Annotated in this window: 22 protein-coding genes and 2 tRNA genes; 20 read left to right on the top strand and 4 right to left on the bottom strand. The window is 47.6% G+C overall.

Annotation, left to right across the window (positions count from 1 at the left end; all coding sequences use genetic code 11):
- The first annotated feature begins 4 nt into the window (after positions 1-4).
- From EHO61_RS00730 to EHO61_RS00710, 5 genes are all read left to right on the top strand, one after another.
- Positions 5-1,153: a S1 RNA-binding domain-containing protein gene (locus EHO61_RS00730; protein ID WP_135811727.1), complete on the top strand. Its 1,149-nt coding sequence runs from the start codon at positions 5-7 to the stop codon at positions 1,151-1,153.
- Positions 1,154-1,156: 3 nt separating this feature from the next.
- Positions 1,157-1,618, top strand: coding sequence for a tRNA (cytidine(34)-2'-O)-methyltransferase (locus tag EHO61_RS00725; protein ID WP_135811726.1), 462 nt, complete (start codon positions 1,157-1,159; stop codon positions 1,616-1,618).
- 305 nt (positions 1,619-1,923) lie between these two features.
- Positions 1,924-2,586, top strand: coding sequence for an ATP-binding protein (locus EHO61_RS00720; protein ID WP_135811725.1), 663 nt, complete (start codon positions 1,924-1,926; stop codon positions 2,584-2,586).
- A gap of 67 nt (positions 2,587-2,653) precedes the next feature.
- On the top strand, positions 2,654-4,633 hold the full coding sequence (gene uvrB, locus EHO61_RS00715; protein ID WP_135811724.1) for an excinuclease ABC subunit UvrB: 1,980 nt from the start codon (positions 2,654-2,656) through the stop codon (positions 4,631-4,633).
- Positions 4,634-4,641: 8 nt separating this feature from the next.
- A complete protein-coding gene (locus EHO61_RS00710; RefSeq protein WP_135811723.1) occupies positions 4,642-5,241 on the top strand; it encodes a rhomboid family intramembrane serine protease in 600 nt (199 codons plus the stop codon).
- 43 nt (positions 5,242-5,284) lie between these two features.
- Here the strand turns inward: EHO61_RS00710 and cutA are convergent, their stop codons facing one another.
- The gene (cutA, locus tag EHO61_RS00705) at positions 5,285-5,614 is read right to left on the bottom strand and encodes a divalent-cation tolerance protein CutA (protein ID WP_135811722.1); all 330 of its coding nucleotides are present in this window, start codon (positions 5,612-5,614) and stop codon (positions 5,285-5,287) included.
- Positions 5,615-5,709: 95 nt separating this feature from the next.
- Positions 5,710-6,132 (bottom strand): hypothetical protein, encoded by a 423-nt coding sequence (locus tag EHO61_RS00700; RefSeq protein WP_135811721.1) that lies wholly within the window; start codon positions 6,130-6,132, stop codon positions 5,710-5,712.
- Positions 6,133-6,397: 265 nt separating this feature from the next.
- Here EHO61_RS00700 and EHO61_RS00695 point away from each other — a divergent pair, with 265 nt between their 5' ends.
- The 4 genes from EHO61_RS00695 to EHO61_RS00680 all read left to right on the top strand — a co-directional run bounded on the left by EHO61_RS00695 (position 6,398) and on the right by EHO61_RS00680 (position 9,306).
- Positions 6,398-7,630, top strand: a complete 1,233-nt coding sequence (locus EHO61_RS00695) for a serine hydrolase domain-containing protein (RefSeq protein WP_135811720.1) — start codon at positions 6,398-6,400, stop codon at positions 7,628-7,630.
- 29 nt (positions 7,631-7,659) lie between these two features.
- Complete coding sequence (locus EHO61_RS00690) at positions 7,660-8,376, top strand: HAD-IA family hydrolase (protein WP_135811719.1); 717 nt, start codon at positions 7,660-7,662, stop codon at positions 8,374-8,376.
- Between the two features lie 86 nt (positions 8,377-8,462).
- On the top strand, positions 8,463-8,741 hold the full coding sequence (locus tag EHO61_RS00685) for a helix-turn-helix domain-containing protein (protein WP_135811718.1): 279 nt from the start codon (positions 8,463-8,465) through the stop codon (positions 8,739-8,741).
- 253 nt (positions 8,742-8,994) lie between these two features.
- Positions 8,995-9,306, top strand: a complete 312-nt coding sequence (locus EHO61_RS00680; protein WP_167884775.1) for a helix-turn-helix domain-containing protein — start codon at positions 8,995-8,997, stop codon at positions 9,304-9,306.
- Between the two features lie 94 nt (positions 9,307-9,400).
- Here the strand turns inward: EHO61_RS00680 and EHO61_RS00675 are convergent, their stop codons facing one another.
- Both EHO61_RS00675 and EHO61_RS00670 read right to left on the bottom strand, forming a co-directional pair.
- Positions 9,401-10,039, bottom strand: coding sequence for a DUF6946 family protein (locus EHO61_RS00675; protein ID WP_135811717.1), 639 nt, complete (start codon positions 10,037-10,039; stop codon positions 9,401-9,403).
- Between the two features lie 344 nt (positions 10,040-10,383).
- Positions 10,384-11,139, bottom strand: coding sequence for a hypothetical protein (locus EHO61_RS00670; protein ID WP_246031930.1), 756 nt, complete (start codon positions 11,137-11,139; stop codon positions 10,384-10,386).
- Between the two features lie 391 nt (positions 11,140-11,530).
- Between EHO61_RS00670 and lsa25.6 the strand changes: the two genes are divergently transcribed.
- The 11 genes from lsa25.6 to rplL all read left to right on the top strand — a co-directional run bounded on the left by lsa25.6 (position 11,531) and on the right by rplL (position 16,618).
- Positions 11,531-12,196 carry an Lsa25.6 family adhesin gene (gene lsa25.6 / locus EHO61_RS00665; protein ID WP_135811716.1) on the top strand — a complete coding sequence of 222 codons (666 nt, stop codon included), beginning with the start codon at positions 11,531-11,533 and terminating at the stop codon, positions 12,194-12,196.
- A gap of 327 nt (positions 12,197-12,523) precedes the next feature.
- Entirely contained in the window at positions 12,524-12,877 is a 354-nt protein-coding gene (locus tag EHO61_RS00660; protein WP_135811715.1) for a hypothetical protein, read from the top strand.
- Positions 12,874-13,290: a hypothetical protein gene (locus EHO61_RS00655; RefSeq protein ID WP_135811714.1), complete on the top strand. Its 417-nt coding sequence runs from the start codon at positions 12,874-12,876 to the stop codon at positions 13,288-13,290. The genes EHO61_RS00660 and EHO61_RS00655 overlap by 4 nt, the downstream gene beginning before the upstream one ends.
- A 200-nt stretch (positions 13,291-13,490) precedes the next feature.
- Positions 13,491-13,562 (top strand) — tRNA-Thr (locus EHO61_RS00650).
- Positions 13,563-13,578: 16 nt separating this feature from the next.
- Positions 13,579-13,649: transfer RNA gene (locus EHO61_RS00645), tRNA-Trp, on the top strand.
- Positions 13,650-13,695: 46 nt separating this feature from the next.
- Positions 13,696-13,878, top strand: a complete 183-nt coding sequence (secE, locus tag EHO61_RS00640) for a preprotein translocase subunit SecE (RefSeq protein WP_135767648.1) — start codon at positions 13,696-13,698, stop codon at positions 13,876-13,878.
- A 33-nt stretch (positions 13,879-13,911) separates the two neighbouring features.
- Positions 13,912-14,457, top strand: coding sequence for a transcription termination/antitermination protein NusG (nusG, locus tag EHO61_RS00635; protein ID WP_135767649.1), 546 nt, complete (start codon positions 13,912-13,914; stop codon positions 14,455-14,457).
- Between the two features lie 41 nt (positions 14,458-14,498).
- Complete coding sequence (gene rplK, locus EHO61_RS00630) at positions 14,499-14,927, top strand: 50S ribosomal protein L11 (RefSeq protein ID WP_135767650.1); 429 nt, start codon at positions 14,499-14,501, stop codon at positions 14,925-14,927.
- Between the two features lie 5 nt (positions 14,928-14,932).
- A complete protein-coding gene (gene rplA / locus EHO61_RS00625) occupies positions 14,933-15,625 on the top strand; it encodes a 50S ribosomal protein L1 (protein WP_135767651.1) in 693 nt (230 codons plus the stop codon).
- A gap of 27 nt (positions 15,626-15,652) precedes the next feature.
- Entirely contained in the window at positions 15,653-16,186 is a 534-nt protein-coding gene (gene rplJ / locus EHO61_RS00620; protein WP_135811713.1) for a 50S ribosomal protein L10, read from the top strand.
- A 45-nt stretch (positions 16,187-16,231) separates the two neighbouring features.
- Complete coding sequence (gene rplL, locus EHO61_RS00615) at positions 16,232-16,618, top strand: 50S ribosomal protein L7/L12 (protein ID WP_135811712.1); 387 nt, start codon at positions 16,232-16,234, stop codon at positions 16,616-16,618.
- Positions 16,619-16,727 lie beyond the last annotated feature (109 nt).

The raw sequence follows: 16,727 nt of genomic DNA, 5'->3' as shown, positions 1-16,727 counted from the left end.
AAAGATGAAAGAATCCCAAAAAGAACTTTTTGAAAAACTTTTGGACGAGAGTTTCCGAAAAAAAGCGGCGTTAGAACCCGGAGCAAAGGTAACCGCGATCGTAAGCAGCGTAAAATCGGATTATATTTTTATAAAAACCAAAGGAACCGGAATTTCGGGAATCGTGCTCGCGGAAGAATTTGCGGAGCCTCCGGCAGCGGGCTCGGAATTCGAAGCGTATTTTTTACGCGAGTCTTCCGGAGACCAATATTTTACGACCTGTCTCAGCGGAGATTCTTTGGAAAAGGATTTTCTCTCCGTGGCGCAGTCTTCCGAAATCCCCGTACTAGCGCATATCGTAGGGGAGAACGAAGCCGGCGTCGAAGTGAAGCTAGGAGAATCCTTGGGATTCTGCCCTTTTTCCCAACTCGATCCGGAGTTGAGAAAGCAGGGCGGGCTAGTCGGAAAATACCTTCGCTTTTTGATCGTGGAAGTCGGACAAAAAGGGAAGATCGTGGTCTCGCAAAAGAAAATCGCGGATAAGGAAAAGGAAGCCAAGATCTCCGTGCTGAAAGGGGAATTGAAACCCGGAATGTTCGTGACTTGTAAGGTCAAATCCGTGCATTCTTTCGGGTTGATCGTGGAAGCCGACGGACTGACTGCTCTCGTACCCGCGTCCGAAGCCACGTTCAAAAAGAACGCGGATCTTTCGACGGAATTTCATCCGGGCCAGGTTCTTCGCGGGAAAGTTTTAAAACTGGATTGGGAAGAAAACAAACATAGTTTTACGGTTAAGGATTTCTTAAAGGATCCTTGGGCTCAGAACGTTCCGTTCAAGGAAGGCGACGTGGTTTCCGGAATCGTGGAGAGTATCAAACCTTTCGGTTTATTCGTAAAATTGAACGAACATTTTTCCGGTCTGGTGCCGAATCGGGAAAGCGGGGTTCAGAACCGAGTACCCCTTTCCCAGGTGTTTAAGCCGGGGGATAAGGTGGATGTTTTCGTAATGGAAGTGAATTTGAGCAAACGACAAATCTCCCTTTCCCTTACCAAAGCGAAAGAAGTACAGGATCGTCTGGATTACGGCGGATACCTTTCCGAAGAGACTTCTTCTACAGGTTCTTTCGGGGCGATCTTGGCCAAGTCCTTGGCCAAAGGGCAGAAGAAAGGATAAAATATGCCTCTCCGGATCGCATTGTACCGACCGGAGATTCCGCCTAACACCGGTAATATTGCTAGATTGTGCATAGCGCTCGGGGCGGAGTTGCATATCGTAGGGGAGCCGGCATTCGAATTGACGGAAAAAGCGGCTAGAAGAGCCGGCCTGGATTATTGGGATAAGGTACGTTTATTCCGTCATGAAAATTGGGAGAACTTCCTCGCTTCTTCGCCTCCGGCTTCGAGAGTCTATCTGATTTCCACCAAGGGTCCCCTTTCCTATACGGCGGCTAAATTCGCGGAAAACGATTCCCTTCTCTTCGGAAACGAAACGTCTGGATTGCCTCCTGAACTCATGCGTTCCGTGGAACCTTCTTCCATACTAAGAATTCCTATGGAAGAAGAATGCCGGTGCCTGAATCTGAGTAATGCCGTAGCGGTGGTCGCATACGAAGCCTTGCGACAAATTAGAAATTGGTAATATATGATCCGGGCTTGGGTAGTTTTCGGGACAGGTCCCTCGTTCGGTTGGCGGTGGATTCGATTCTTGTCCGTTCTTTTTCGTAATTTTCGATTTGAAAAAGAGGGGACGCACACCGGTTTTAGAACGGAAAGCTCGTCGCCGAACGGAAAAATTCGGACAGAAATTACGGGAAAAAGCGAATTTGCTTTTCGGACGTCCGAACGGTAGAGAATCGGACAGGTCTAGCATTCCGGTTTAATATCCCTCGTCAAAAATCCGATTTACATTCATTTAAAAAAAAGTTCCTATGGAAAAATATGGGAATGTCCTTTTCCCTAGGAGAGATCGAAGCCCAAGTAAGGGATCTCCTAGCAAACGGTTTGATAGGAAATTCCCAGGATTTCCATGCCTGGATCCGAATGGATGTTCTCAGAAAGTTTCGAGAAGAACCTGTTTTTTCTCCGGAATGGATTCCCAAAATACTAGAGACCATGGTCGGGACGGGGGAAGCGGCTCGGGGAAAATTGGATCCCAGAGAATATTCCCTATCGGCGGAATTGCCTGCTCGCAAAAAGCCCGTAAAAAAAGAAGAATATTCGATTTTAGGTCGAACGGAATTCCAGCCTATGCAATACGTTCGGAGCAGATTGGAGACGTTTTTAAGAAGCAACGGAATCTCTGAAGATATCATCGTAGATCTGACGATCGGCTCCATAGAAGCTGTGGAAAATGCCGTAAAATACGGCGACGGGGGAACGGTAGAAGTTTCTTATTCCGTCGATCCGGGAAAATCCTTTAAGATCCGTCTCGTGAACAATTTGCGAGACCTGAACCTGGAAGAGGATATCGAAAGAGGCAAATTTTCTTCCACCGCGACATTGATGCGCGGAATGATGGTCATGCAGAAATTATTCGATAAAATGGATCTGGAAATTTTGGAAGAGCGCAAACAGGCGCTATTCTTGGCCGAAAAGAAAATCGCCTGAACTTTCCGAATTTTCCCGGAACCAAAAACGTTTTTCTCTCCCAGGATTCTAATCTGTAGGAAATCATATGCCCGCCGTTTTCAAGCTTCATTCCCCTTACCAAGCCGCCGGAGATCAGGTCCAAGCCATCGAAAAAATCGCAACCTCTTTTAAAAAGGGAGAGGAGAAGGTCACGCTCGTCGGAGTAACCGGTTCGGGAAAAACCTTCACAATGGCGGAAGTCATTTCCAGACTCGGATTGCCTACTCTGGTCCTTTCGCATAACAAAACTCTAGCGGCTCAATTATTCCGCGAATTTAAGGAATTTTTTCCGGAGAACGCGGTAGAGTATTTCGTTTCCTACTACGATTACTACCAACCTGAGGCGTATGTTCCCTCCTCGGACACATTCATCGAAAAGGATATGTCCGTGAACGAGGAAATAGACAAGCTCAGATTGCGTGCCACTTCCTCTCTGTTAGAGAGAGACGACGTCGTGATCGTGAGTTCCGTGTCCTGCATTTACGGTTTGGGATCTCCGGAAGAATACAGTAAGTCGGTGGTCTCCGTCCAAAAAGGAGAAACCATAGATCGGGATGCGGTGATTCGAAAACTGCTTCATATCCAGTACAACCGAAACGATGTGGATTTTTCCAGGGGGAATTTTCGGGTTCGAGGCGATTCCGTGGAAATCTTTCCGGCCTATCATACGGACGGGATTCGAATCGAGTTTTTCGGGGACGAAATCGACGCGATTTCCAGGATCCAACCCGTAACGGGTCAGGTAATCGCAAAATTGGATCGTTGTTTTGTCTATCCCGCGAAGCACTTTATCACTTCTTCTCCCATGCTCAAGGATGCGATGGGTGTGATTCACGCAGAGATGCTGGAACAGGAAGAAAAATTCAAAAAAGAGAATAAGTTCCTGGAAGCCCAACGGATCGTATCCCGTACGAACTACGATATGGAAATGCTTCGGGAAATGGGGTATTGCAGCGGGATAGAGAATTATTCGCGTCATTTGACGGGAAGAAAAGAGGGGGAACGTCCCGCCTGCCTGATCGATTATTTCCGCGGAGATTTTTTACTGATCGTGGACGAGTCTCACGTTACGATTCCCCAAGTCGGTGGGATGTACGCGGGAGATAGGGCTAGAAAGACGACCTTGGTGGATTTCGGATTCAGACTTCCTTCCGCTCTGGATAACCGTCCTTTGAACTTTACCGAGTTTGAGGATTTAACTCCTAAAACCCTGTATGTTTCCGCAACTCCGGCGGAGTACGAACTGGAAAAAAGCAAGACCATCGTCGAACAAATCATTCGTCCGACCGGACTCCTGGATCCGATCGTCGAGGTTCGCCCTACGAAGAATCAAGTCGAGGATTTGTTGGTAGAGATCCGAAAGCGGACGGACCAGGGTGAAAGGGTGCTCGTTACCACTTTGACCAAAAAAATGGCGGAGGATCTGACGGACTACTATAAGGAATTGGGTATCAAAGTTTCCTACCTGCATTCGGAAGTGGATACCTTGGAGAGAGTGGAGATCATCCGAGACCTGAGGAAAGGGATTTATGACGTTCTTGTGGGGATCAATCTTCTTAGGGAAGGTTTGGATATACCCGAGGTTTCTCTTGTGGCGATTCTGGACGCGGATAAGGAAGGATTTTTGAGAAATTATAAATCTTTGATACAAACCATAGGCAGGGCGGCCCGTAACGTAAACGGTACGGCGGTGTTATATGCGGACAAGACGACCGAATCCATGGAAAAAGCGATGGGAGAAACGCGTCGTCGTCGCTCCATCCAAGAGGAGCACAACGCCAAATATAGGATTTCTCCCAAGACGATTTCAAAGGAGATTAGCGACATCATCGAACGCGAACAGCAGGAGTTTACGATGGAAGAGGCCGCGATGGAAAGCATCAATAAGCAATTCCGGGAAAAGAACTTCTCCAGCAAGGAAGAGATGAAGGAACGTCTCCGAGAAGAGATGTTAAAGGCGGCAAAGGAATTGGATTTCGAAAGAGCGGCCATGCTACGCGACAAAATGTTGTCCTTGAAGTCGTAGGGAAAGGAATGATAACCGAACTCACCATAGGAATCACTTCCGTCGTTAGTCTGTATGCGCTCTTCTTAAACCGGGATTTTTTGGAACGTTTTTTGCTGCGTCCGTACAGAGACGCGAGAGAAAGAAGGTTGTATACTCTTGTCACCGGAGCTTTTTTGCACTCCGACGTGTTTCATCTATTGTTCAATATGGTGACCCTATATTTTTTCGGGCCGGCGGTGGAATATAGTATCGGAGGCTGGGGGTTCTTATCCGTGTACCTTGCTTCCATACTTTCTGCGGGAGGAATCTCCTTTGCCAAGAACAAGGATAACCCGAAATATGCGACACTCGGCGCCTCCGGTGGAACTGCGGGAATCGTTTTCGCTTCCGTTCTTTTTTTTCCTCAATCCAGTATTTTTCTATTTTTGATTCCGGTTCCGATTCCCGCGCCGTTATTCGCGATTCTGTACCTGGGATATACGTTCTACGCTTCCAAAAAAGGGGACGACGGAATCAACCACGATGCGCACCTTTATGGGGCTCTCACCGGTTTGGCGATCGCGATTTTTGCGAAGCCGGAGGCCTTGCAAAAATTTCTGTATTATATACTAAACGTATTCCGGTGAGGTTCGGAATAGGGTGCAAGCGCATACTCCGTTCCGAGAGCCTTCATCCCCCTTTCGCGATCTTTTGTTGGATAAAGGATTTGAATTTGTCGGATCCGAAACTCGCTTCTAGACGGATGATTTCCGGCGCGAGGTAAGGGTGCTTTTTCATGATGTATTCCTCGATCGCGGGGTATTGTTCCGCTTTCGCTTTCAACAATATCTTGTTTTCGGAATCGATGGTCAATTTTCCCTCCCACTGGTACAGTAGAGCCACTTCGGGAAAGATCGTCCCGCTGATGATGATTCCGTTTTGGAGCATTTCGGCTATGTATTCCTCAGCGAGATCGCGGTCGGCAAGAGTGGTGAAGATGAGTATTTCTTGGGATGACATTCTTTCCTCCGAAAGACAGGAAAATGCGCTTTTGTTCCGATTTGTCCAGCCTTTCTCCGTTCCTTTCCGAACCTAAGGTCTCGAATGTCGCGAACTTAATTTTTACATAGGTTCCGGCAATTCTCGATACAGCCGTTTCTCTTTCTGTCCACAGTAATCGCGGTAAAAACCGTCTGTACGCTCGGGGTCGGAAACTCGCTCCAGCATCTGTCCTTACAATTATTGTAAATTACGGAGCAATCTTTAGAATTTCGGAGATCGCGCCCGGCTTCCGAAGTCATGAGTTCGAACAGCCGTTTTTCCTCTTCGCTTTTGAAGGTCGGTTTCTTTCCGAATTTTTTTCCTTCCTCCCCGGAAAGGTTTCCTTCCTCGGGTTTGGGAACCTCGCGCAATTCCGTTTTGTCCTTAGCTTTAGAATTTCCGTTCCAATCTACGGTAAAAAAGCAGCCGTTTAGAAAAAGGAAAAGCAAGGGTAAATATCGGAAGGAGTTTCTCCGAAAGAAGGAGTATACGGACATGCTTCCAAGGTCCTTCGCGCTCCGAGCGTCGCAAAGAAAGATTTGGCCGTAAGATCGGAAAAACGGGGAGAAATCTTTTTTGGAATCTTGAATGTCGGATCCGACTCCTCGGGTCTAACAATTGAGACCCCAATTTTTATCTTTTCTTTTTCGATGAAAAATTGGAAAAAAATTTCCGAAAACTTCGTCCAATAAGATTGCCGACACACGGCGGGTTCTCTATCTTTCAAAGAAGGAGCCGTACGCCAAATGGGAGAATTCGAATTTGCATTTTAGAATTTTCGTAACGATCTTTTTCGTAATTGCGTTTTCGAACTGCAGCGCCCTCGCTTGGGGCTGGGTCAAATTACCCGAAGGTGTAAACTGGGAACACCCGGCGCACTTGGATCGGACTCCTGTAGACGGTTTTTCAGTTCATTTTCCCGAGGAATCCGGAATGGATTCCCGCCCCTTGGTCGAGCTTTCCCAAAAAATGCGGAAAGATAAGACGGAGGTCCGGTCCTTCCTGATCGCGAAGGAAGGAAAATTGGTTTGGGAAAGATACGCGGGCGGCGTTTCCAGGAACCACAACCATAATATGTATTCCGTCACCAAATCCATGTTATCCCTTTTGCTTGGGATCTGCTACAGCAACGGTTGCGGCGTGGATTTGGACGAAAGTCTCGCGGTTACGGAATCCAATCTCCCCGGAATTTTACCGACCGAATTGTCCGGAAAAGAATCGGTCCGTCTGAAGGACGCGTTACATATGAGTTCCGGGATGGGCTGGGACTCGTTCGTCAGAAAGGAAGAAATTCGGACCGAAGCGAATCCGCTCTCAGTAGCGTGGGAACCCCAGGTTTCTTCTCCCCCCGGGACGAAATTCGAATATTCCAACGGAGATTCCCAATTGGCGGCGGGTTATTTAGAGGCGAAGACGGGAAAGAACCTGTATGAATATGCAAAAAACACGATCTTTGCATGGTTAAGAATCCACGGAGAAGAATGGTATACTTCCGCGTCCGGTAGGCAAACGGGCGGATTCGGTTTAAGGCTTCGACCGATCGACATGGTCAAAATAGGCCAATTGTATTTGGAAGGAGGTCGCTGGCATAATCGTCAGGTCCTCCGTCCCGAATGGATTGCCTGGACCCTGGAGCCCGGTGTGGACCCGCGTTACGGACTTCATTGGTGGTTGCACGAATTCGAAGGAAAGTCCACGTTTATGGCCACGGGAAAAGGAGGTCAGTACATCTACGTAATTCCTCACAGAAAAATCGTAGTAGTGCTCACCTCGGCCATCTGGGATAAGGCTCCGGATACACTGTTGCAATCCGTCCTGGAAGCGGTAAAACTTTCCTTGCATTCCAAGGATAAGATGCCGACCAAGGAAAAAGAAATCGCGATGTTGAAGGAATTAAAGTTGGCTCATAAATCCTCTTTGGATCCTAAATTGAAGGAAGGAGCGGACGAAACGAGGTTAGCAGTTCAACCGGGACTTTCTCCCGCGCATCCGTAAATCCGATTTTTCGAGACCGAACAGATTTGATGAAAATTTCCGAAGGCAAGGATCGATTCCTTTTTTTAGATGTCGGCGATACGCTTCTGACTATGAAAAAGCCGGCGGGAGAAATCTACTTCGATGTGCTGGAAAATTTCGGACTCACGAACTCTCGCCCCCCGGGTTCCTTGGAAAAGGCTTTTCATAAGGCGTACTCTCAATTGACGAAAGGTCCTTTGTTAGGGTACCGGGATAAGTTTCATGTTCACGAGGGGGGGAGCGAAGGATGGTGGAGGGATCTCCTTGGAATTTTCCTAAAGGAGATCGGTTCCGATTTGGACCCGGATCCCATTTTTCTTTCCATCTTTCGTAAGTTTGACGATCCGGAAGTCTGGTCGGTGGATCCGGGATTTCCCGAATTATTGGAATTCGTAAAAGAAGAAGATTACGGGCTCGGGATCATTTCCAATTGGGACCATCGCTTACGGGACCTGCTGAAAAGCGTGGGAGTTCTCCGCCATTTTGATCCGATTTTCGTTTCCGCCGAGTTCGGATTCGAAAAGCCATCTCCTCTGATATTTCAAGCCGCCTCCGAATCCGTAGGTCTTCCTCCCAAAAAGCTATTTTACTGCGGAGATAAAATCGAGCTGGATATTGTGCCCACGAGAGAGCTCGGCTGGACCTCTTTTCATAAGCACGAAAAAGGCGATGTGCGCAACCTATCGGAACTCGTAGATAAACTAAAATCCCTGAAACCTGCCTGAATTGCCAGGGGAGGAAAAAATCCGATTCTCCAGGATTTCTATCCTGATTTGGTATATGCTGGATTGGGAAGTAAAATAGATACGTTTTGGCAAAAACGATTTATACCGAAGAATACCGAGCTTTTCAAAAGCTATTGAAAAAGGCCCGAAAAGAGGCCGGCTTTACCCAAGTCGAGGTAGCAGAGACCTTGGGAGAGCCGCAATCGTACGTTTCTAAAATCGAAGCCGGAGACCGGCGAATCGATGTGATCGAATTTTGGACCTTGGCAAAAATTTACCGCAAACCTTTAGATTTCTTTTTTCGCTTCGACGATTCGGAACGAAAAAAGAAATCCTTAAAAGCCGCGGCGCCCAAAAGGCGTTGATCTTCCTTCGATTTTCTTTTTCCCCAACGACGGAAGTCGGATAAAGGGAAATACAAACGAGAATGAATTTCAAATTAGAATGCATTCCTGTTTTCCAAAAAAAAGGATCGTTTGCAGAAAGGCCTTTGAACGAGTAAAGCCACTTTCGATTTTTGAAAAGTAGACATTTGTCAATGTTTTCTCCCTTTTCTGAGTCCGATACTCGCGGTTTCCATAATATTCAAATTTGGCATAAGGAGATATGAGAAGTACAATGTTTTGTACTTTGAGTAAAACCATATATAGCGACGAATATCGCCGAATCATAGATAAAGTACGACAAGCCCGCCTAACCGCCGAATTAACCCAAGAGGAAGTGGCCCAGGCTCTCGAGATCAAACAGTCATTGGTGTCTAAAATCGAGTCCTGCCAGCGCAGACTGGACGTACTTGAGCTTCTCGAATTGAGTCGATTTCTGGGCAAGCCGGTGGAATATTTCTTTTATCCCTCCGCTTCCGGAAGGGTAAAATCCCCGCTTCGAAAGAGCTTGAAGGCCGCGTCTCCTCGTCGGAAAAAAAGAGGTTAGGGCTTTCCCGTTTCTTTTTCCTAGGGCTCTGTACGTCCTATGGCGGTTGTTCTTTGGCAGTAAACCGGCGATTGAGAGTGACTTCCTTCTCTTTTTAAGAGTCGTAAAAAACGAAGTACACATGCTTCCCTCCTAATTGCAGTGATACAGGTAGGGGATCCTTGCTCGGACGCATTCCAAGGGCGCTTAAAAATTGAGTAAAGTCATAATATAAACTCTTATCTCCTCCAAATCCCTGTACCAGGAAAATTCCCTGAGGAGTGGAAAAATCGTCCATAAAAGTAATTAGGGAATAAAGGCGGCGTATCAGTTGGAATCGCAAGTGCAAAGCCTCCTTTTCCGAAATCCCGAGAGATTCCAAGAGTCGGGAGAGTTTTTGGGATCTTGCCGGGGACTCCGCAAGCCAATCGCGGATTCTGGGTCCAAGAGTTTCCTTTCCTTCCACCGTTAGGATCCATAGGCCTTTGCGGTTCTTGCAAAAAGCTAGGAGGTCCGTCTGCGACCTTTGGGTCAGTACGGGCATGGGGATCTTGAATTGCGGAATTCCAAAGAGAAGTTTGAGATCTTCCAGTTCGGAAATTCGATCCAATTGTCGTGAAACGCCCGCCGGAATTCCATTGGCCTCTTGCCATTCTCTGGCCAATTCGAATGCCGGAAACCCTTGCACAAAATGCTCGGGGCTATAGAGCAAATCTTTCCATTCGTAAAAATGACGGATTTCCTTTAGGAACATACTTATCTCGGATATTTTATATCCTATTTCGGAATAGTATAAATCAAGTAAAATATTTTAAAATGGAATATTCCTCTCTTGATCTTTCTCAGGTTCGGCGGAGGAATTGTTGTTCCGAAGAGAGGGGGGCGAAGTCAAAAAGAGATTTTTTGAGGGAGAGATCCGCGGGATTTACGTTATGCGGGTTTGAGAGGGTTTTTGGTTCTAGATTTTTCTTATGACAAAAGGAGTCCGCTTTGTTGTCTTTTGGTGTAGGGTTTGGCGCCGGAAAAAAGAAGGCAAACCGATTCCCTTGCCTCCGGAAAGTTTTGCAAAGGATCGGTCTGCCGGAGAGATCGTGGCGATTAGAATAAGTTATTCAAGGTCGCGCATTGTCCTATGGCGGTGTTTCTTGCGGATCCATAGGTACATGCAATGCTAATCAACGTAGGGGCTGCCGCTGTGGGAGTAGTTGTGCTCCAGAGAAATTGGGTATTTGGAAAATCCGCATTTATCTTTGCCAAGACTGCCGCGGTGCAGGATGCTTCACTTGCTGCCGATGCATACACGGAGATCATTGTTTCGTACGCAAACGTTTGGTATTGGGAAACACTTGCGGTTCCGATCGATGCCAATTGTGAGGGGGTTAGAGAAGGCCATGTTTTGGTCACGCTTGCCATTCCTTCCGTCACTATGCTGGAAAGGGGAGTCCATTGCATTCCGGCTACGAGGGAGTTCCAGGTGGTTTGGTTGACCGGAGCCGCAGAATTGATTAGATTTTGGATGTAATTGCTCGTGTTCGTACATCCGGAAATTCCCTGAGCGATCGCTAACGTGGCTTTTAGTTGGGACACTCCGATTGCCTGCGTCGAATTCGGATCCGTTCCGAAAATCGTTGCCTGGTTGCAGGAACTGGAAGGAACAGGGGTGAGTGTGGACATGTAGCTATTCGCTGCAATTTTTTGGGTCTGCGCGCAATTTCCCGAAGTCAACAGAAGCAAAGCGGCAATCGTTTCTTGGTCCTTATTGTCGTGTTTCTTGGCGCAATTTGCGAATACGGAAATGCATAGAAATGCGAATCCGATGAATTTTATTTTTCCCATACGATATCTTATCTCCATTGGGCGTTATTTCAGGGCTAGTTTGTCGGATCCGTTTTATTTTTGTCCATTAAATAATAAATTATTTTATAAAATAATTTTATGGTTGATTTTGCCTTGCGCCGGGCTAAATTGAGAAAGAGGATCGGTCGGGTCGCTTTCTTATGCCGAATTTACCGTATTCCCTACTATTCGTAGGGCAGATGGCAGGTTTTTGAGAATCAGCAAGATCTGACGGATTGAAATTGCCCTGGAAGGAGGTTTCTTTCGTTCTCCTTGAATGCAAACGGGCAAAATCCAATCGATAGGTTTTAGCGTGATTTTTCTTTTTTCTCCATTTGCTTTCCGGCTGATTTTGTCTTTTGCGAGGAGGAACGTTCGATCTTTCCGATTCCTTTCTCCGCTATTTTTTGTGCTCCTTTTTCTCCTTTCTGCATGCAGGTCTCCCTTTGAGACGATTGATTTTTCTGCGGCCTCCCGGGCGGAACCGAATGTGCATTCTTTCCGCTATAAGAAGACCGGGAAGATCGTTTTTGTGGAAATCGACGAGCATAGATCGGGGCAGGCCGATACTTGGCAATGGGTCAGTACGGATCCGAAGAGGTCGGACAAATCGAATATCCTTTACAGGGAACAGATCTCGAAACCCGGGAACGCAGTAGATACCAAATCCTACTACGGGCCGAATAACTTTAGAATCGTAGATTTGCTGGATACGAACGGGGACGGAGTTTTCGAGACCTCGATCTATTATAATTGGAATGCGGCTCCTCAGGTCCTAACGGGAACGATCGCGCGAATCGAATCGAATCTGGACGGAAAGCAGGGTGTGAATCTTTGGATTTATCCTATGGTTCGAATGGAGATTGATACGGACGAAGACGGGAAGCCGGATCGATTTACCGAAAATGAGGAGCTCATTGCGGAGGAATATTCTAAATTTGTAAAGGGAAGAAGAGTATCCACAACCAATTTCCGGAATTTAAATCCCGACGGATCTTGGGCCTTACATCCTTTCCTGATCCCGGAAGGAAAAAATAGGGGAGTCGTATCCGGTTCGTTTTCCTTGTTTCCGTAATGATTTCCTCTCGGTGAATGCTTGGAATCGCGCGCCATCCCGACAAGAGAAGGAGTGTTTTTAGCCATCGCGGGGATCAATTTTTTTCGGACCTTTTATCGTGCGGGAGCTTTGCAATTACATCGGATCCTATAGGGTTCTTATATTTCGCTTATTATTTCCGATTCTTGAGTGTATCCTTTTTTCGGAATCCTTAATGTCTCTTTTCCCCTTTACAAACCCGTTTCAATTTTTCCGCTCTTAAAGGAAGGATGAGTTTACAAAAAAGAAAAAGTCGGGAATGGCTCTTGACTTCTTTATTGATAAACGAAATTCTCTCAGTTAAACATGGGATCGAAACGGATTCTCTCATTCTGTTTTTTAGGAATCGCATCTTGTCTTTCGAACGATTGTTACGGAAGAAAGGTGCTGGGGCATTTCAACGAATTGACGATCGGGGCGGAATACGAGGCCAGCGCTTCGATGGCCGCAGCAGAGCGCGTAAGCACGAAGATCTGCGATAAGACGTTCTTGAACGCGTTTCAAGTCGGAATCCATAAAGCAAAGACAGATGTGCTTGTGGAAGCTCTCCGCGAAGAAATGAAGAAGGATCCGAAAATCGTGGCGTTTAACGACGTGCACTTCGAGCACCGATCGGGGTGTTGGCAGATAGAATACACTCCGGAGAGAAAAAAGAAATGAATCGTTCGGTGTTGGTCTTCCTCGTGCTTCTGCTTTTTACGCAGAATTGTCTCTATGAAAAGGGATACATTCGTAGGGTCCAACTCTACCCGAACGGGGAAATTCCCGCGGAAAAAGTCGAAATTCCGCAGCCGAATCGGGTTCAATTTAGGAAATGCATGTATTCTTTCGTGGCCTTGTTTTGGTATAACCGCCCCTTTCCCGTCTCTTGGAACGATATTATCGCAGATCCGAGCACGGACGAAAAACATTCCATGCGGTTGAAAAACGCAGTGATCTACATAGACGGGATCGACTTCTTTCCTCCTTGGACGGTTTTTATGCTTTTTCTACCCTTTCCGACGGTTCCGATTATGAGAACTTGCGGAGTAGTGGAAGGGGAAGTGACCGGTACTTCCGCCCGGACCTTCTAAACTTACCTGCAATTTTCTCGGGCTTCCTATGAATGCGACATAAACCGGAAGGTTCGGTTCGGAAAATCGGATCTTCTTTTTCTCCTAGCATAAATAGTGCCAAACGAATGGAATCCAACCGCTAAAACCTTGACCTAGGACCCAGGGCAAAAATACTGTGTATTTCTAGCTTCCCTACCTGGGAGCGGATAGCAAGACATGCCCTCTTAGCTCAGCGGTAGAGCACTTCCATGGTAAGGAAGGGGTCACCAGTTCAAGCCTGGTAGAGGGCTAGTTTTACGATTTTAAAGGCCTGTAGTTTAATGGTAGAACTAGGATCTCCAAAGTCCTTGGTGGGAGTTCGATTCTCTCCGGGCCTGCACGGAACGGTTCTTTGGTAAGTGCCAAAGCACAGGAAGGAAACGAGTGAAGTTAAACGCTTTTATACAAGAATGCCGCGAAGAACTGAAAAAAGTACAGTGGCCCAATCGCCAAGAAGTGGTTCAATCCACCTTTGTGGTTTTAGGGACGGTTCTCTTCTTCTCTACGTTCCTTTTTCTTTCGGATATGGCCTTTGTTCGGCTTCTCACCGGATTTTGGAATCTGTAAGGATAGGGAAGCGAGGCGGCAAAGGAAGTCATCATGGGTGAATTGAAATGGTACGCGCTGCAAACCTATTCCGGTCACGAGAATAAGGTGCAGAAGAATTTGGAGAAACTGGTCACCCAGCGGAAACTGGAGGATAAGATCCCGCAAATTCGCATCCCTACCATGGATGTCGCCGAGATGAAACACGGCAAAAAGAAAGTTTCCAAGAAGAAGCTGATGCCGGGTTACGTTTTAATCGAAATGGACATGGACGACGATTTGCGTTTCATGATCCAGAGCCTTCCGTCGGTTTCGACCTTTGTAGGTTCGAAAGACGGTGGCCCTGAGCCTCTTTCCGTAGACGAGGTTAAAAACCTCTTCGCGGAATCGGGAGAGCTCAAATCCGAGGAGCCGGCCGCTCCGAGGTTGTTGTTCAAGGTCGGAGACAGTCTGAAGATCATCGACGGACCGTTTGCCAACTTTACCGGAGTCGTAGACGAGATCTTCCCCGACAAGGGAAGGCTCAGAGTGAAGGTGGAGATTTTCGGAAGATCCACCCCTGTGGAATTGGATTATCTACAGGTCAAAACCGAACCCTGACCGGTGGGTGAACCGGGAGAAACAAATAAGGTGTTTCGCCAATGGCAGCAAAGAAAGTCGTAAAGCAGATCAAGCTCCAAGTGGAAGCTGGCAAAGCCAACCCGGCGCCTCCCGTAGGCCCCGCTCTCGGTCAGGCCGGTTTGAATATCATGGAGTTCTGTAAGCAATTCAACGAAAGGACTAAGGCCCAGATCGGCCTCAAGCTTCCCGTAGTCATCACCGTGTTCTCCGACAGGAGTTTCACGTTCATTACCAAGTCTCCTCCGGCGGCTCTTCTGGTTAAGAAGGCGATCGGTTTGGAGACCGGTTCCGCTACCCCTCACACAGTGAAGGTGGGAAAGATCACTCGTAAACAGCTCGAAGAGATCGCAAAAACCAAAATGGAAGACCTCAACGCCAATGATTTGGACGCTGCGGTTCAGATCATCGCAGGTACTTGCCGCTCTATGGGCGTCTCGGTGGAAGGATAAGAACGATGAAGCGCGGAAAGAAATATCGTGCTGCGAAAGAAAACATCGACAGCACCAAAGTATATCCCGTCGAAAAAGCGGTGGAATTGGCCAAAGCTTCTTCCTACACCAAATTCGATGGAACGATAGAAATCGCAACGAAAGTCAATTATAAGTCTCTGCAGAATATCCGGGGAACGATTTCGCTTCCCCACGGAACCGGAAAATTGGTCCGTGTTTTGGTTTTTTGCAAAGGAGACAAACAGAACGAAGCCAAGGCCGCAGGAGCGGAATTCGTGGGAGACGCCGATCTGATCGAAAAGGTCGCCGGCGGTTGGACGGATTTCGATGCTTGCGTCGCTACTCCCGATATGATGAAGGACGTAGGTAAGCTGGGGCCGATTCTCGGGCGCAAAGGCTTAATGCCGAAACCCAAAGCAGGCACCGTTACGAACGACGTGGCAAAGGCAGTGGGCGAACTCAAATCGGGAAGAATCGAATACCGTCCCGATAAAGGCGGGGTCGTCCATCTAGGAGTAGGCAAGGTCAGTTTTGACCAAACGAAACTCGTGGAAAATATTCGTACCGTAGTTCAAACCCTTCTCCGGGACAAACCCTCGGATGCCAAGGGTGATTACCTGAAAACCTTCGCGGTCTCTCCGACTATGGGCGCAGGGATTAAGGTCGACGTTAAGGAACTGGTCAACTCGGCCCTCTAAGGTCCGAAGACAGGGAGAGGAATCAATATGCCCAGCCAGGAAAAACACGAAGCAGTCGCCCAATTGAAGGGCAAACTCGAAGAGAACAGCGACTTTATCCTCGCTAGCTACAGCGGTCTGACCGTGGAGGAAATCACCGGTCTTCGCGCAAAACTCCGTAAGGAAGGCTCGGAGATGAAGGTTGTCAAAAACAACCTTTTCCTCCTCGCACTCAAAGAATCGGAGAAGCATAAGGATAAGAACATAGCTTTCGGGCCCGAATACCAAGGACCCCTAGCGGCTATTTTTTCGAACGCGAACCTACCTTCCGTAGCGAAAGTCCTAAAGGAATACGCAAAGGTTAATAAGAACCTGATCCTGAAGGCAGGCTATTTGGACGGATCGGTATTGGATGCGGACGGAGTAGAGGCGATCGCAGGTCTGCCGAGCAGGGAACAACTCTTGGCTCAGATCGCAGGCGGTCTCAACGGTCCGGCACGGAGCATCGCTTCCGGAGTCAACCAGATCATCGCAAGCCTCGCACGCGCTATCCAAGCAGTTGCGGAAAAGAACAACCAGTAGAACACATTTAGTATAAAGGACCATACGGAATCAAAGGAGCACCCAATGTCTACCACTGAAGCGTTATTAGAGCAAATCGGCAAGCTGACCCTGGTCGAAGCAGCCGACCTAGTTAAAAAAATGGAGGAGAAGTTCGGAATTTCCGCAGCGGCTCCCGTAGCAGTTGCCGCAGTCGGCGGAGCAGCACCCGCTGCAGGCGGAGCGGCCGAAGAACCCGCATCCTTTAACGTAGTACTGAAAGGCTTCGGAGACAAGAAAATCGAAGTTATTAAAGTAGTTCGTGAAATCACCGGTCTGGGCTTGAAAGAAGCGAAAGACCTGGTAGAAGCCGGCGGAAAATCGGTAAAAGACGGCGTTGCAAAAGCCGAAGCCGAAGACATCAAAAAGAAATTAGAAGCGGTTGGCGCTCAAATCGAACTCAAGGCTGTCTAATCTGTTCGGGGCTAGTCTCCTAGATACCAGATTACAATCCTTTCACTTAGGCAAGGAGGCCCGTTGGACCTCCTTGCTTTATTGCTTTTATCCACATAATTTATGATTT

The organism is Leptospira fluminis, assembly GCF_004771275.1.
Taxonomy (GTDB): domain Bacteria; phylum Spirochaetota; class Leptospiria; order Leptospirales; family Leptospiraceae; genus Leptospira_B; species Leptospira_B fluminis.
Note: the sequence above shows the minus strand (reverse complement) of the source record. Positions and strands in the feature narration are given on the sequence as shown.